The organism is Pedobacter sp. V48 (assembly GCF_000523515.1).
Lineage (GTDB): Bacteria > Bacteroidota > Bacteroidia > Sphingobacteriales > Sphingobacteriaceae > Pedobacter.
Map to the genome: position 1 here is coordinate 736,868 of NZ_AWRU01000006.1, position 15,966 is coordinate 752,833.

Below are 15,966 nucleotides of genomic sequence, written 5' to 3' on the forward strand. Positions count from 1 at the left end.
TTCTTAATCGTTATGAATAAATGCATTCTATTTTTTAGTATTCTGCTTGTCTCTTTTAGGTTAACATCTTTCGGACAATCCGAAAAACAAATTATTGTAGATACTAAAAATGCATCGCTTGTTTTTACTGTTGGTAATAATACTAAACTTTATCAGAGTTATTTGGGTCAGAAGCTAAATAGTTCAGTTGATGAGGGCCTGCTAAAATCAATGCGCAGGGAAGCTTATATAGGCGCTGGTATGGGTGAGTTGTTTGAGCCTGCTATAAGAATTATTCATGCTGATGGAAACCCATCACTTGATTTAAAATACGTAACCCATAAAACAGAAAAGCATGATAATATAACTGCTACTACCATTACGCTTAAAGACCCTCAATATGCTGTTGAAGTGGTGCTGCATTTTACTGCTTATAAAAATGAAGACATCATTAAGCAATGGACAACTGTAAAACACAATGAGAAGAAAGCCATAATACTTACAAACTATGCTTCTTCAATGCTTCATTTTGATGCCTCTAAATATTGGCTCAGTCAATTTGATGGAGATTATATGACCGAGATGAGGATGAAAGAAACCCAGCTTACAGCAGGTATTAAAATTCTGGACAGCAAACTGGGTACTCGTGCTCAAATGTATCGTGCTCCTGCATTTTTTCTTTCATTGAATAAGCTTGCAGACGAAAATAGTGGTGAATTGATTGCAGGCACATTGGCATGGTCGGGTAATTTTCAATGCTCTTTTGAAATAGATCAGCAGAATTCCTTACGTATGGTTACGGGTATGAATCCTTACGCGTCAGAATATAAATTGTTGCCTGGCAAAACGTTCGAAACACCTGCTTTTATATTTACCTATTCAAATCAAGGTAAGGGGGCAGCCACCAGAAATTTACATAGATGGGCAAGAAATTATGGGGTGTTGGATGGCGATAAGCCAAAACTTACATTATTGAATAATTGGGAGGCTACTCACATGGATTTTAACCAGGATATTTTGGTTGAGTTATTTGACGGCGCGGGTAAATTGGGTGTGGATCTGTTTTTATTGGATGATGGGTGGTTTGGTAATAAATATCCGCGCGATGCTGATAAAACTGCATTAGGCGACTGGCAGGTAGACAAGAAAAAATTACCTGGTGGTTTGGGTTTTCTTACTAAGGAAGCAACAGCAAAAGGGCTAAAGTTTGGAATATGGATAGAACCGGAAATGGTGAGCCCGAAAAGTGAGTTGTATGAAAATCATCCTGACTGGATTCTGAAATTACCGAACAGAGAGGAAGCTTATTCCCGTAATCAATTGGTATTGGATCTGATTAATCCTAAAGTGCAGGACTTCGTGTTCAATATGGTCGATGAGCTGGTTACAAAGAACCCTGGTATTGCTTTTATAAAATGGGATTGCAATCGGATGATGACGAATACATATTCGCCATATCTTAAAGAAAATCAGGGGAATTTATTTATTGATTATACCAAAAGTCTGTATGATATTTTAGAGCGGATAAGAAAAAAACATCCTCATTTGCCCATTATGCTTTGTGCAGGCGGCGGCGGTAGGGTTGACTATGGTGGACTAAAGTATTTTACAGAATTTTGGCCTAGCGATAATACTGATGGATTGGAACGCATCTTTATTCAATGGGGTTATCTTAACTTTTTTCCATCTGTAACGGTTTCCAGCCACGTAACTTCCATGGGCAAACAGTCGCTTAAGTTCCGCACGGATGTTGCAATGATGGGAAAACTTGGATACGATATTCGGGTGAAAAATTTAACTGATGCAGAGATTAAGTTTAGCAACGAAGCGGTTAAAAATTATAAACGCATTAGCAATGTAATTTGGTTTGGGGATCTATATCGACTGATTTCACCTTATGAGGAAAACAGGGCGGTTATGATGTATGTGAATGAGGATAAAAATAAAGCAGTTTTGTTTAATTATCTGCTCAATTTCAGACGCAAGGAGTATATGGGGAAAGTTACTTTAGATGGGCTCGATCCGGTAAAGCAGTATAAAATTAAAGAGATTAATCTGTTGCCAGACACAAAATCAACACATCCGGATAACGATAAAGTTTATAGTGGAGACTACCTGATGAAAGTTGGTTTAAATCTTTCTCCGGGGAAGATTATTCCATTAAGCAGTTCCGTTTTTGAAATTGTAGCAACGAACTAGCTTCCAGGGCTTATCTAAATGACAATCTGATTGAAGAATATGCTAACGCAACAGAGAAAAATGCGGGCAAATTTTTTTTCATTAGACTAATCAAATATTTAAACCTAAACAACCTTAAACCATGATTAGTAGAGCATTTTCTCTTCAGTGGTGCCTTCTGGCACTTCTGTTATGCTGCTGTAGCTTTGATGGCTTTTCCTCCTTCCAGCAATTTATTGTAAAAGGAAAAGTATCGGATGCCAGCGGAGGCTTACCTAGTGTAAGTGTTAAATTAAAAGGTACTTCAACAACCACCAGTACCGATGTAAATGGGAATTATTCCATTACAATTCCAAACGGTTCAGGAACCCTGGTATTTTCTTCTGTAGGTTTTGCAATTCAGGAAATACCTGTTGCAGACCGGTCAACAATTAATGTGACTCTTGTAACCGAAGATAAAACATTAAGCGAAATTGTTGTAGTAGGTTACGGAACACAAAAGAAATCAGATATTACTGGTTCCATAGTTTCTATTAATGAAAAGTCATTAAGGGAGGTGCCTGTTGCCAATTTATCTCAAGCCCTGCAGGGGAGGGGTTCTGGTATAGATATCCAGAAGGGAAGTGGTAATAGCAAACCTGGAACTGCACCTGTTATCAGGATAAGAGGTGCCAGGTCAATCGGGGCTGATAATGATCCACTTTTTGTCGTTGACGGTATACCCTATAATGGAAATATAAATGATATAAATCCAGACGATGTAGTGTCGGTAGAGGTGTTGAAAGATGCTTCTTCTACAGCTATTTATGGATCAAGAGGGGCCAATGGGGTAATTCTGGTAACTACCAAAAGAGGAAAAGAAGGTGCGCCAGTAGTAACTTACAGCGGTTATGCCGGAGTAACAAAGAATCTGGGTAAGATTGACGTGATGGATGGTAAGCAGTTTGAGATGCTAAAAAGATGGGCTGTCGTTAACGGTAACTTCGACAAGAATAACAAGCCCATTTTTACCGGAATTGATGATCCAAAAATATTAACAAGTGGTATTTTCTCAGCAGAGGAACTTGAAGGTATTGCAAGTGGCCGAAGTACCGACTGGCAGGACCTGATTTATAAAAATGGGATAAAGACCAATCACCAGGTAGGTGTTTCTGGCGGAACAGAAAAAACGCAGTATTCCGTTTCAGGAGGATATTTTAATGAAACGGGGATTTATCCCGGACAAGCTTATGAACGATATAGTGTGAAATTGAGCGTTGATCAGCAGTTGGGTAAATATTTTAAGGTAGGACTAAACTCCTTAAATTCATTTAATACCACCAAGGGAGAAGGAGCGAACCCAATGGGGCAGGTTCTGCGGGCAAGCCCATTGTCTACGCCATATGATGCGGATGGTAAGTTATATGGATTTGTGCCAGGTAGTGCTAATCAGGTATGGAATCCACTTGGGGACTTTGTTGAAGGAGCGAAGGTAGAGAACAGAAAAAGATATGGAACTTTTACAACACTATATTTAGAAGCTGCATTAGCTGATGGTTTGAAGTACAGGTTTAATGCCGGTGCCGAAATAAAATCTGATGTTTACGGTAACTTCTTTGCCAGTGCTACCTCTGATAATTTGGGCGGATTGTCTAAGTCAAATAATAAAACGGGCTTTCGTTCTAATTATACCTTAGAGAATATTTTAACTTATGATAAGGTTATCGCTGAAAATCACAAATTGAATTTTACGGGGTTGTTTAGCTATCAGCAATCACAGAATCAGTCAAATTCATTTAATAATAATGACCTTCTGGCCGATAACCTTTGGTATTACAATCCAGCTTTGGGATCAAATCTGGTCGGCAGTGGTAGTTATTCAAAATGGTCAATCATTTCTTATATGGGAAGGATTAACTATGGGTTTAAAGATAAATACCTATTAACCTTAACCATGCGTTCGGATGGTTCATCTAGACTTGCTCCCGGAGGCAAATATAAAGTATTCCCATCTGCTGCGGCCGGATGGAATATCATTCAGGAAAATTTCATGAAGGATTCAAAGGTGTTTACAAATTTAAAGCTGAGAGCTAGTTATGGTGTTGTTGGAAATACATCTATAGATCCTTATGAAACCCTTGGTAGTTTATCTGGAGCGGTTTATAATTTTGGTGATAAGACTACAACCGGCTTATATCTTTCTAACGTTCCAAACCCAAATTTAACCTGGGAAAATACAGCTACTGCTAACATTGGTTTAGATTTTGGCATTTTAAACAATCGGATTACAGGATCAATTGAAGCTTATAAAGTTTATACCGATAAATTGTTGCTGCCTCAGGATCTTCCATTTACTTCCGGAATACCAAATGCCATAGTAACCAATGTCGGGAAATCTGAAAACAAAGGTTTTGAATTTCAGGTAAGCACTGTAAATTTTAATGGTGATGGTAAAGATAAATTTAGCTGGAGCACAGATTTTAATGTTTTTGTTAATAGAGGGAAAATTACCCAGCTACAGGACGGCGTAATTAATGATATAGCCAATGGACGTTTTGTTGGCCAGCCAATCGGTGTAATTTATGATGATAAAAGAGTTGGAATATGGCAAAATACACCGGCCGATAGTGCGTTAGCATTGGCCTATGGATTAACTGTTAAACAAGGTTCGAGCTCTGTGATAGGTAATATTAGAATTGCAGATGTGAATGGTGATGGAAAAATCAATGCTGATGACAAGACATTTATTGGATCCAGTGAGCCCGACTGGTCTGGTGGCATTACAAATAGATTCGCTTATAAAAACTTAGATTTTACCGTAGTGGCTTTTGGAAGATTTGGGAGTACCATTATTAGCAGTGTTCATAATAGTGGGTTTGCCAATACTTTTCAGGGAAATTATAACAACCTGGATGTTAACTATTGGACGCCAACCAATCATGAAAATTTCTGGCCCAAGCCTAATGCTGCCGCAACAAACACACCTAACAGAGGAGTGTTAGGGTACTTTGATGGCACGTTTGTTAAGATCAGAAGTATGACGCTTGGATATAACCTTCCTACTGCTCTTGCTGCGAAAATTGGGGGAAAAACCTTAAGGGTTTATGCTTCTGCCAACGATGCTTTTATTCTCTTTTCAAAGTATAGGAATGTTTATAAAGGCATAGATCCGGAGGCGCTTAATGGAGGAAATAATAAGGGGTCAGTTGGTGTTGATACACCGGCAACTTATTCAATTGTGTTTGGCTTAAACATGACCTTATAATTTTTACTATAAATTATATACTAATGAAAAATATATACATAATATTGGCTTGTTTCTGCTTGGCGGTTACAGGCGGATGTAAAAAAGCTTTAATAGAAGAACCACATTCAACACTAACACCAGAGTTTTTCTCTACAGCTCAGGGTTTTCAGAAGGGGCTTGATGCCGCCTATGCAGGTACCCGGTCCTTCTGGGGAAACCAAAACTTATTCACGATGACCGTGATTGGTACGGATGAGTTTTACACAGGTAAGGATGGGAACAACAATATCAATAAATACAATAGTAACTACAATACTGAAAATGGGACTGTTTCCGCAATTTGGAAAGACTGCTATGTTAATATCAACACCTGTAATGGCGTAATTGATAATGCCGCCAAGGTTACTGGGGTTGCAGATGATCTTAAGAATAGAATTGTAGCGGAGGCTAAGTTTTTACGGGCAAACTACTATTTTATCCTGGTGCAATTTTGGGGTGATGTCACTTTAAATAAAAACTTCCAAAGTACACCTACAACCTCCGCATCGCGTCAGCCTTTAGCTGAAGTATATGATTTTATTGTTCAGGATCTTAAAGATGTACTTGCCGAGCCGGCCCTATTTGCCGGCCCTAAATCAAGCGGTGCATTACCGGGACAGGCTAACAAAGCCGCTGCTATGCACTTATTGGCCAAGGTATATTTAACCAGAGCCGGTTCATCTGCTAAAAAAGCAGATGATTATACAAATGCCTATAATTCTGCAATGGAAGTAATCAATACAAGCGGAGCCACATTGCTTCAAGATTTTGCCAGTGTTTATGCAGAAGGAAATGAGAATAGTAATGAAGTATTGTGGACAGTACAGCATACCTCAAATTTGGCATATAATGGTCCAAATAATAGTGGCGGAGCAGATAATGTACTAAACCATATGTGGGTGCCACAATATGAACTTCGTCCGGGAATGAAACGCGATGTGTTTTATGGAAGGCCTTATATTCGCTGCGTTCCTACCGCGTGGCTAACAAATGAGGCTTTTGCAGAGCGATTAAATGATACGCGATATGCAAAAACCTTTCAAACCGTTTGGTTGTGTAATAATGCCGCCTCCATTCCGAAGTGGGAAAGTCCGCTCCCGTCTGGTGCACCAGCAAATGCTGTTGTGGGTCAACCTAAATTTGCCTTAGGTGATACGGCTATATTTATGCCTGGGTATGATGTTAGTGATGCTAAAATAGCAGCATCCAGATATTTGTTGATACCTCCACGTAAGTATGATAATACTTTATCACCTTATATGAAAAAATACAATGACACCAAACGTGCAGATTTAAATTATCCGTCGATTAGGCCTGTTATTGTCTATCGCTTAGCTGAAACTCATTTGATTGCAGCCGAAGCAGCGTTTATGGGCGGAGCGGCAGCTTCAGAAGCGGTTAATCATATCAACATTATCAGAAGAAGGGCTGCATTTCCAAATCCAAACCCTTCTGTAATGGATGTTGCTTCAATTCCCTCACTTGATTTTATTTTAGATGAGCGTTCAAGAGAATTATGCGGAGAGAATGTTAGGTGGTGGGATCTTGTAAGAACGGGGAAATTAATTGACAGGGTAAAAACTAAAAATTATAATCCGGAAGCGGGCGCAAATATTATGGATTTTCATGTGCTTAGACCTATCCCTCAGGATCAGATCGATGCTACTACAACAGGTCCAAAATATCCGCAAAACCCAGGCTGGTTTTAGCGGAATTATACTTAATGGCTATATTTAATTAGAGATAAGGATTAGAATGATTAAAGTGAAATTATTGGTTGGTTTATGTGTGTTGACGGCTCTTACAAGTTTTGTAAGAGCTGCTGACTTTAACATCATCAAATATGGTGCTGTTGGTGATGGGCTGACCTTAAATACGAAGGCTATTCAACAGGCAATTGAGGAATGCTATAAATCGGGTGGCGGAAGCGTAATCTTTCCTGAAGGTAAATTCTTATCAGGAACTATCGTTATGAAGGACAATGTAACTATCAGTTTTCAAAAGAACGCTGTCTTACTGGGCAGTACAGACCTTAAAGATTATAAAAATATGGACCCTTTTACCGAGGGGTTGGGTATTGATGTGGGATGGGCTTTACTTGTAGCTGTGGATGCGAAAAATATTGGAGTTACAGGTGAAGGAACAATTGATGGCCAGGGAGCTGCAATTAAAGCAAAACATATACTTACTGATACCCGGCCCGAAGGACAACGATGGGGGATGAGGCCTTTTCTTTTACGAATTGTACGTTGTACCGGCGTAAATGTTAAAGGTGTAACTTTAAAATATGCAGGGGCATGGACTTCGCATTATTTTCAGAGCAGACAAATAAATATTGAAAATGTAAAGATACAAAGTGTGGGTGTTGCCCATAATGACGGTATCGGTATTGATGGTTGCCAGGATGTTGTAATTAGAGATTGTGATGTAGTAAGCGGGGATGATGCCTTGGTGTTTAAAACCACATCAAGTAAAATGGCCTGTAAGAATATTATAGTAACAGGCTTAAGACTTAAAAGCAGTCAGGCAGGAATTAAAATGGGAACTGAATCCATGGCAGCTTTCGAGAATATTAAAATTTCAAATTGTCATATCTATGAGACCAGAAATGGAGGCATTAAGCTACTAAGCGTTGATGGTGCTCATTTACGAAACGTTGAAATATCGGATATAACCATGGAAGAGGTTAGGACCCCAATGCTGTTCCGTCTTGGATCGCGATTAAGTGTGTTCCGCAAAGATGCTGATACAAAACAGCAAACAGGTATTTTTGAGAATGTTGTAATTAAAAATATTAAAGCCAAAGCATCTGCCGATGCACAATTACTGCCCCCAACAGGTGTTTTGATCACTGGTATTCCAGGGCATTATATCACTGGTTTAACTCTTGAAAATATAGAAATTAGTTTGGCCGGAGGTGGAACTGCAGCCCATGGCAGGCAAGTGGTACCTGAAGCGATTGATCAATATCCGGAAGTTAAAACATTTGGTCCGCGGGTTCCCGCCTACGGCATTTGGGCAAGGCATGTTAAAGGATTGAAGCTTATTAATGTTCAGTTTAAACTTTCTGGAAATGACCTCCGACCCGCTTTAGTTTGCGAGGACGGAAGCGATTTGGAGGTTAGCAATTGGAATCTTCCAGATACTGAAGGAAGCGAGTCGATTATCCGCTTAGAAAATGTACGAACTGCATTGATAAAAAATATTACCGTTAAGGGGACAACAAAAGCACTTGTTCGTGTTGAAGGGACAGCAAGTGCTAATGTAAAAGTGACTGGAAATAAATTATCAGGAATATCAAAAGAATTAGAAATCATCAAAAAATAAATATACTAGCATGAATAAAAACCAAATTTTAAGCATAGCAGCTTTTATATCCTGTTTTATGATTGTAGGACAGCGTAATGTAGAGGCACAATCAAAAGAAGCCAATTTAAAGAATTGGCCAAAAGGAACATCACCAAAGGAAATTGGAACAAGAGTAGCAAATCATTTCATAGTAACACCACACACGAATTTTAACAGACCCGGACCACCAAAGGTGATTACTTATCCAGAAACCTGCGCCTGGTTTGGTGCTTTAACTTTTGCAAAACAAAGCGGAAATAAAGAGATGGTTAAAAAACTTGCTGATAGGTTTGAACCCCTTTTTGGCGAAGAAGCCAAAATGCTTCCTGTGCCTGATCATGTAGATTATACTGTATTTGGATCCGTTCCATTAGAGCTTTTCATACAAACAAAAGATAAAAAATATCTTGATCTTGGATTGTCAATTGCAGATAAACAATGGGCACCACCAGAAGGCCCGAGAGTAAAACCTGAATCGCATGAGTTTTACAATCAGGGTTACACCTGGCAAACACGTTTATGGATAGATGATATGTATATGATCACCGCTGTTCAGGCCCAAGCGTATAGAGCCACTGGTGATGTGAAGTATATAGATAGGGCAGCTAAAGAGATGGTTTTTTATTTGGATAAGCTTCAGGAGCCTAATGGCCTGTTTTATCACGCGCCCGATGTTCCCTTCTTTTGGGGTAGAGGAGATGGCTGGATGGCTGTTGGTATGGCCGAACTGCTTAGATCGATACCTAAAAACAATCCAAATTATGAACGCATTATGAAAGGGTATAAAAACATGATGGCCTCCTTGCTTAAATATCAGGCTGACAATGGAATGTGGCGTCAGTTAATCGATGACCCAGAAGCCTGGGAAGAAACTTCATCAACAGCAATGTTTACTTTTGCAATGATTACAGGTGTGAAAAATGGCTGGCTGGATAAAGAAGTTTATGGGAAAGCTGCCCGGAAAGGCTGGCTTGGCTTAATCACTTACATCAATGAAAATGATGAGGTAAGAGAAGTGTGTGAGGGCACAAATAAAAAGAATGATCGCCAGTATTACTTAGATCGTAAACGTAATATTGGTGACCTGCACGGGCAGGCGCCAATATTATGGTGTGCAACTGCATTATTACGTTAATTTAGATGAAAAATGCAGGGGAAAAACAATAACTTTAAATAGCGGAAAGTTCTTCAAATAAATCACCAGATGAAAAAAACATTATTAATTCCGGTTTTGTTAAGTGCAATAGTTTTTATTGCATTATATTCTTTCAAAAATATTTCAAATAATCATTTAAGAAGCAATGGGCCAATAGCTGATGCTGATAATGCAGGATTGAAGTTGCCAGAAGGTTTTGGCGCTTTAAAAGTGGCAGAGCTAGGGGCAAAAGCCAGACATCTTGTTGTTACGCCGCAAGGCGATATCTATGTTAAACTTGCAAGATCCAAAGAAGAAAAGGGGATTATTGTACTTCATGAGAATAGCGATGGTAAGGCCCAGGTTACTGGTGGTTTTGGTAATTATGGGGGCACCGGAATTTACATGAAAGATGGATACTTATATGCCTCATCAAATCAGGAAGTATTTAGGTACAAGCTCGATGCACAGAATAAAGTAATTGACCCCAATAAACCCGAAAAGATCATTACGGGTTTAAAGGCAGGACGCCAGCATGAAACTAAATCACTTGTTTTAGATAACAATGGGAATGTTTATGTAAACATTGGCGTAAATTCAAATTCATGTCAGGAACAAGATCGTGGGTTACGTTCTCCAGGAATAGAAGGCTGCCCACTGTTAGATTCTATGGCTGGCATATGGCAGTTCAAAGCAAAAGAACTGAACCAGAGCTATGGTCAGGGTGTTCGTTTTGCAACCGGACTGAGAAATGTTGTCGGTTTAGATTGGAATCAGCAAAATAACCAGCTTTTTGTTATGCAGCATGGCAGAGATAACCTGAACAGTTCCTGGCCGGAGCTTTATAATGAAAAAGAATCGGCAGAAGTTCCTGCGGAGTGTTTGTACGCTTTAAAGCTAGGCGATAATGCTGGCTGGCCATTTATGTACTATGATCAGATCCAACATAAAAAAATAGTAGCTCCGGAATATGGTGGTAATAAAAAGAAAGAGGCTGATTCAAAATTTATAGATCCCACCGTTGCCTTTCCAGGCCATATGGCACCAAATGGTCTGCTGTTTTATACCGGAAGTATGTTTCCTGATAAATATAGAAATGGTGCTTTTATCGCTTTTCATGGCTCCTGGAATCGTGCTCCTGAACCTCAAAAAGGCTATTTTGTAGTATTTCAGCCATTTAAGGATGGAAAACCTTCCGGTGATTGGGAAGTTTTTGCCGATAATTTTGCTGGTACACCTGAAAAAGCTGCTGCTGGAAGGGCAGACCATCGCCCTTGTGGATTGGCTCAGGGATCTGATGGTTCACTGTATGTAACAGATGATGTTAAAGGAACAATTTATCGTATCGTCTATAATAAAAAATAAAAAGTTTGATGAAGCAAGTTTTAGCGATCTTTTTGATCTTAACAACAATAGGTAGTATAAAATTAAACGCCCAAACAAAAGGCAAAGTTAAAAAGACGGTCAAAACTGAAGTGGTATCTGCATTGGTTTTGGCTAACGGACAAAAAGTGTATAATCAATATTGTTTAAGCTGCCATATGGCAGATGGAGGTGGTGTTCAGAACATGAATCCTCCATTGATAAAAACAACATATGTTCTTGGCGATAAAACCCGGTTAATTAAGATAGCACTTAATGGTTTGGCAGAAGAAATTGAAATAGATGGTGAAGTTTATACTAATGTAATGCCTTCGCACGGCTTTTTAAAAGATCAGGAAATAGCTGATGTTTTAACCTTTGTAAGGAACAGTTTTGGGAATAAGGCGAGTGCCATCAAAGTTTCAGAAGTGAAGGCGGCCAGGGCAGAGAAAAAATAAAAAAGAGAGCTGATCATGGACTGTCCCCAGAAAGTGTCTAACTTTTTGGAGACAGTGCAATCATTGATATCCCCTTTTTTATTTTAAGTCAAAACTCAAATCTGTGGCAAGTTTATAATGCCCTTCAATCATGCGGAGTGTTTTGGCAGCAAACCTTCTTATGTCTATATCTCCCGAAGTTGTTGCAGATTTAAATAAATCAAGGGTTTTTATGTGATCTTTTACMAWSMYRTSCNAWGKMRTKWYNATYARWWTRARCWYCWSNATMWWTWTGCCATTTCATTTATATGATTCTGATCGGCCTCAGGAATGGCGGTCGGTATTGTTAATTTCTTTTTATCGGCCAGTTTTTTTAAATTATCGTTTGTTTTAGTATGATCCTTCACCATTTTTTCAGCAAATTTTTTAACTCTAACATTGCTGGCTTTTGATGTTGCCATTTTACCAAGCTCTACCTCCATATTACCAGCATTAGCGGCTTTCTCTAAAAAGAACTGCATTCCCTCACCGCGGTTTACGGCCGTGGTGTCAGTCATTGTTTGCTCTAGAGAAGAATCGGCCAAAGTACTACTTGTGCTATTTTCTGTATTTCGGCAAGCATTTAAATTAAGCAAGCAGCACAATACAGCCGGTAATAAAATTCTAGTTTTCATGATTTTAGCATTTAAGTGGTTAGTTAATATACCTACAGTTAAAACTTGAAAATGTTTCTGAATTGTTAAAATACTTTGCACTTATTCGCTTACAAATAAGTTTGTAAGAAACGGGAAGGACAAGTGGTATTTAGGACTTCTTCTCAATCTTAACCTTTTTGGCATCTTTTGCAGAAGTTGAGTTTTCTGGTTCAGAACCCTTTGGTTTTTTTTGATCTATTATTTCGGCTTTAATGGTTTTATTCTTTGGACTTTTCATCGTATTAAAATTTAAAGGTTTAACCTATAACACATAAGAAATCCAATAAGTTCAAATTTTTCTGGATTTAAATAGGATCAGGTGTTATTCTTTTTGAATGGAAAGGCAAAAACAAGGTGCATCAGTACTTATAATTAAATGATCAAAACATTTTTTTAGATATTTTATATAAGTGAATGAATATTCATTTATATTTGTGGAGATATTTGAAAAGCAATATGCGCGCAAGAGATCTGAATAAAGTAGAGTTGGTAAAACAGAAGGCAATGGAGTTGCTTGTGAAGACAGGCTTTGAAGGTTTTACCATGAATAAGTTGGCTAAAGAGTGCAAAATATCTGTAGCTACGCTATACATTTATTACAAAGACAAAGACGATCTGATCTTACAGATAGCAATGGAAGAAGCAGAGCGGATGAGCAAGGTGATGCTGGAGAATTTCGATCCTGAAGTATCTTTTGAAGTTGGGTTGAGGCAACAATGGAAAAATAGGGCAAAGTGTATGCTTGAAAATCCAATAACAGCACAGTTTCTAGAGCAATTGAGGACTTCAACCTATCAGGAGCAGSTYTWYSGAWCNNARYTGTGAATAATTTCAAGATAACACTTGGCAAATTTATGACCAATGCAATCAACAGGGGCGAAATTAACCCAATGCAGCTGGAAGTTTATTGGTCGGTAGCTTTTGCGCCTTTATATAACCTTGTAAGATTTCATTTTGAAGGTCGCAGTATTGGAGGTAAACCATTTATTTTAACAGATAAGGCGCTTTGGGAAACCTTTGAACTGGTAATAAAAGCATTAAAAAAGTAAAAAACTATGGAACCAGATTTTAAAGATATTCTGCTTTTTAAAACAAACATTCAAACTGCTGATGATAAAATACTCATCGCTAAAGTAATGGAGAAACATAAAATAGAACAATGGACAGTAGATCAACAAGATGTTGATTGTGTGCTGCGTATCGTATCTCCGATTTTGAAACTAGATGAGGTAATTCAACTGGTTTCAAAAAATGGATATCAGTGTGAAGAATTGACCTAATAAAAAAAACTCATGAAACAACCATCAACTAATATAATTTTACCATTTAACAACTATCAAAAGCTGGTAATAGCCCTGTTGGCTTTACTTCAATTTACAATAGTGCTAGATTTTATGGTTCTTGCGCCTTTGGGCGATTATTTAATGAAATCACTTTCAATTACTCCAAAAGGCTTTGGAGTGGTAGTATCTTCTTATGCATTTAGTGCAGGAGCATCAGGGATACTTGCAGCTGGTTTTGCAGATAAATTCGATCGTAAAAAAATACTATTGTTTTTCTACGCAGGATTTATTGTTGGTACGCTATGCTGTGCCTTAGCAACAACATATTGGATGTTGTTAGGTGCCAGAATAATAACAGGATTATTTGGAGGTGTTATTGGTGCCATTTCCATGACCATCATGACCGATCTATTTGAGGTTAATCAACGTGGTAGGGTGATGGGCTTTGTACAAATGGCATTTGCTGCCAGTCAGGTACTTGGTATTCCAATTGGCCTTTATTTTGCGAATTTATGGGGCTGGCATTCTTCCTTTTTAATGATCGTTGGTCTGGCAGTGTTGATAGCTATAACCATTGTAATTAAGGTTAAGCCTATTGATAAGCATCTTGCCCTTCAATCAGATAAAAGTGCTTTTTTGCATTTATGGCATGCAGTGTCGAACAAATCTTATCAAACAGGTTTTATCGCTACAGCCTTTTTAAGTGTCGGAGGTTTTATGCTTATGCCTTTTAGTAGTGCCTATCTGATTAACAACATAAATATAACACCTCAGCAACTGCCTATGGTATTTATGTTTACCGGTATAGCATCAATTATAATAATGCCATTAATAGGGAAGTTAAGTGATAAGATTGATAAATTTATGTTGTTTACTGCAGGTTCTGCCCTGGCAATAGTAATGATATTAATTTATACAAATCTGGTACCTATACCGCTTTGGCAAGTTGTATTAATCAATATGGTATTGTTTATGGGGATAATGAGCAGGATGATTCCTGCAACCACACTTACCATGAGTATACCAGATATGAAAGATAGGGGTGCTTTTATGAGTGTAAACGCTTCGCTTCAGCAAATGGCAGGCGGTATTGCTGCTTTGTGTGCAGGACTTATAGTTACGCAAAAAAGCAGTACAAGCCCGCTTCAAAATTATGGCGTCTTAGGTATCGTTGTTTCGGTAATTATTGCTGTTTGCTGTATTTTCGTTTACAGGGTAAGTGTTATGGTAAAGAAGAAACAGGCAGATGTGATTCAAGATATCCCGAAAGAAGAACTTCAATTGTCAGAAGTCTAGCTTAGTTACTTCTACATCCCAGTCGCTTCCACTTTGTATGTTGTGTACGGTGGCGAAGCTGTCTTGATTTAATGCAAATGAAAGTTGTAGTAAGCTATTGAGGTAACATAAAGGTTTGCTCTTTGGTACATTACCAAAAGTTTCGCTGTATGGCGCCTCAGTTTCATACACTTTTTTGCCGTTATGAAAAAATGAAATTTTTAGGAGGTCATCGTATTTTAAATTGAACTTTTTTACAAGTTCAGCATCGATGTTGGTCCATATATTTCCGTATTGTACATCTAATATTGGAATGTTGCCCTTAAGCGTTTTGCCAATGATAGTTGCTTTTTGATAAGGAATTCGTACAACTTCTTTGGGCAATATTTTCCCAACTTCATTAAAAGAGATCACGCCTGATGCCAATCTGGCCGCGGTGTATGCGTATACATCTCTTCCATGAAAGGTGTAAGATTTGCCTGAATCTTTTCGTCTGTTAACCGCTTCATCAATTTCCCTTACCTCCTCAATCCCTAGTTGCTCTGCGGTTAATGTTAAAGTTCCATTATCGGGTGTAACTATAAACTGGCCAGTGTTGGTTTTTAATACTACCGATTTCCTTTCAGTGCCAACTCCGGGGTCTACCACAGAAACGAAAACTGTTCCTTTGGGATAGTACGGCACAGTTTGCATGAGCCGATAAGACGCTTCCCAAATGTTATAGGCAGGAATCTCATGCGTGAGGTCGTAAAGTTTAAGTTCTGGAGATACGTCCATTGCCACTCCTTTCATAGCTGAAACGGCACCATCCTTTAAGCCGAAATCTGATTGAAATACAACAATTTTGTTTTGTGACAAACCTACATTTGAGATCATAAACATCAACAGAGAGGTGATTAAACGCAATTGATTTATGGTCATAGGGCTAAACAATTAAATTTTACAAACTAACATTTATTAAGTTTTAAAATAAGACTATTTTATCTAATATTTGCCTGTGTTATTGAAG

The 15,966-nt window shown here is 38.3% G+C and carries 12 protein-coding genes and 2 pseudogenes; 11 read left to right on the forward strand and 3 right to left on the reverse strand.

Features of this window, described 5'->3' with window-relative positions; all coding sequences use genetic code 11:
• The first annotated feature begins 12 nt into the window (after positions 1-12).
• From N824_RS08335 to N824_RS08365, 7 genes are all read left to right on the forward strand, one after another.
• Complete coding sequence (locus tag N824_RS08335) at positions 13-2,178, forward strand: alpha-galactosidase (protein ID WP_048904635.1); 2,166 nt, start codon at positions 13-15, stop codon at positions 2,176-2,178.
• 121 nt (positions 2,179-2,299) lie between these two features.
• Positions 2,300-5,401, forward strand: coding sequence for a TonB-dependent receptor (locus tag N824_RS08340; protein ID WP_048904636.1), 3,102 nt, complete (start codon positions 2,300-2,302; stop codon positions 5,399-5,401).
• Between the two features lie 23 nt (positions 5,402-5,424).
• Positions 5,425-7,131 (forward strand): RagB/SusD family nutrient uptake outer membrane protein, encoded by a 1,707-nt coding sequence (locus N824_RS08345; protein ID WP_048904637.1) that lies wholly within the window; start codon positions 5,425-5,427, stop codon positions 7,129-7,131.
• 46 nt (positions 7,132-7,177) lie between these two features.
• A complete protein-coding gene (locus N824_RS08350; protein ID WP_048904638.1) occupies positions 7,178-8,749 on the forward strand; it encodes a glycoside hydrolase family 28 protein in 1,572 nt (523 codons plus the stop codon).
• Positions 8,750-8,759: 10 nt separating this feature from the next.
• Positions 8,760-9,905 carry a glycoside hydrolase family 105 protein gene (locus N824_RS08355; protein WP_048904639.1) on the forward strand — a complete coding sequence of 382 codons (1,146 nt, stop codon included), beginning with the start codon at positions 8,760-8,762 and terminating at the stop codon, positions 9,903-9,905.
• A 69-nt stretch (positions 9,906-9,974) separates the two neighbouring features.
• Positions 9,975-11,270, forward strand: coding sequence for a sorbosone dehydrogenase family protein (locus N824_RS08360; RefSeq protein WP_048904640.1), 1,296 nt, complete (start codon positions 9,975-9,977; stop codon positions 11,268-11,270).
• 8 nt (positions 11,271-11,278) lie between these two features.
• Positions 11,279-11,725, forward strand: coding sequence for a cytochrome c (locus tag N824_RS08365; RefSeq protein WP_048904641.1), 447 nt, complete (start codon positions 11,279-11,281; stop codon positions 11,723-11,725).
• Positions 11,726-11,973: 248 nt separating this feature from the next.
• On the opposite strand, the pseudogene N824_RS38260 reads toward N824_RS08365, so the two are convergent.
• Both N824_RS38260 and N824_RS35410 read right to left on the reverse strand, forming a co-directional pair.
• A pseudogene (locus N824_RS38260) lies at positions 11,974-12,378 on the reverse strand (DUF4142 domain-containing protein).
• A 130-nt stretch (positions 12,379-12,508) separates the two neighbouring features.
• A complete protein-coding gene (locus N824_RS35410; RefSeq protein WP_255327427.1) occupies positions 12,509-12,637 on the reverse strand; it encodes a hypothetical protein in 129 nt (42 codons plus the stop codon).
• Between the two features lie 176 nt (positions 12,638-12,813).
• Here N824_RS35410 and N824_RS34075 point away from each other — a divergent pair.
• The 4 genes and pseudogenes from N824_RS34075 (at position 12,814) to N824_RS08385 (ending at position 14,978) form a co-directional block, all read left to right on the forward strand.
• Positions 12,814-13,224, forward strand: a pseudogene (locus N824_RS34075) (TetR/AcrR family transcriptional regulator).
• A gap of 29 nt (positions 13,225-13,253) precedes the next feature.
• Positions 13,254-13,448 carry a hypothetical protein gene (locus N824_RS34080; RefSeq protein ID WP_235207028.1) on the forward strand — a complete coding sequence of 65 codons (195 nt, stop codon included), beginning with the start codon at positions 13,254-13,256 and terminating at the stop codon, positions 13,446-13,448.
• Between the two features lie 6 nt (positions 13,449-13,454).
• Positions 13,455-13,679: a hypothetical protein gene (locus N824_RS08380; protein WP_048904643.1), complete on the forward strand. Its 225-nt coding sequence runs from the start codon at positions 13,455-13,457 to the stop codon at positions 13,677-13,679.
• Positions 13,680-13,691: 12 nt separating this feature from the next.
• Positions 13,692-14,978: an MFS transporter gene (locus N824_RS08385; RefSeq protein ID WP_048904644.1), complete on the forward strand. Its 1,287-nt coding sequence runs from the start codon at positions 13,692-13,694 to the stop codon at positions 14,976-14,978.
• Here the strand turns inward: N824_RS08385 and N824_RS08390 are convergent.
• Entirely contained in the window at positions 14,967-15,878 is a 912-nt protein-coding gene (locus N824_RS08390) for an S-adenosyl-l-methionine hydroxide adenosyltransferase family protein (protein WP_152542036.1), read from the reverse strand. The genes N824_RS08385 and N824_RS08390 overlap by 12 nt on opposite strands.
• Positions 15,879-15,966 lie beyond the last annotated feature (88 nt).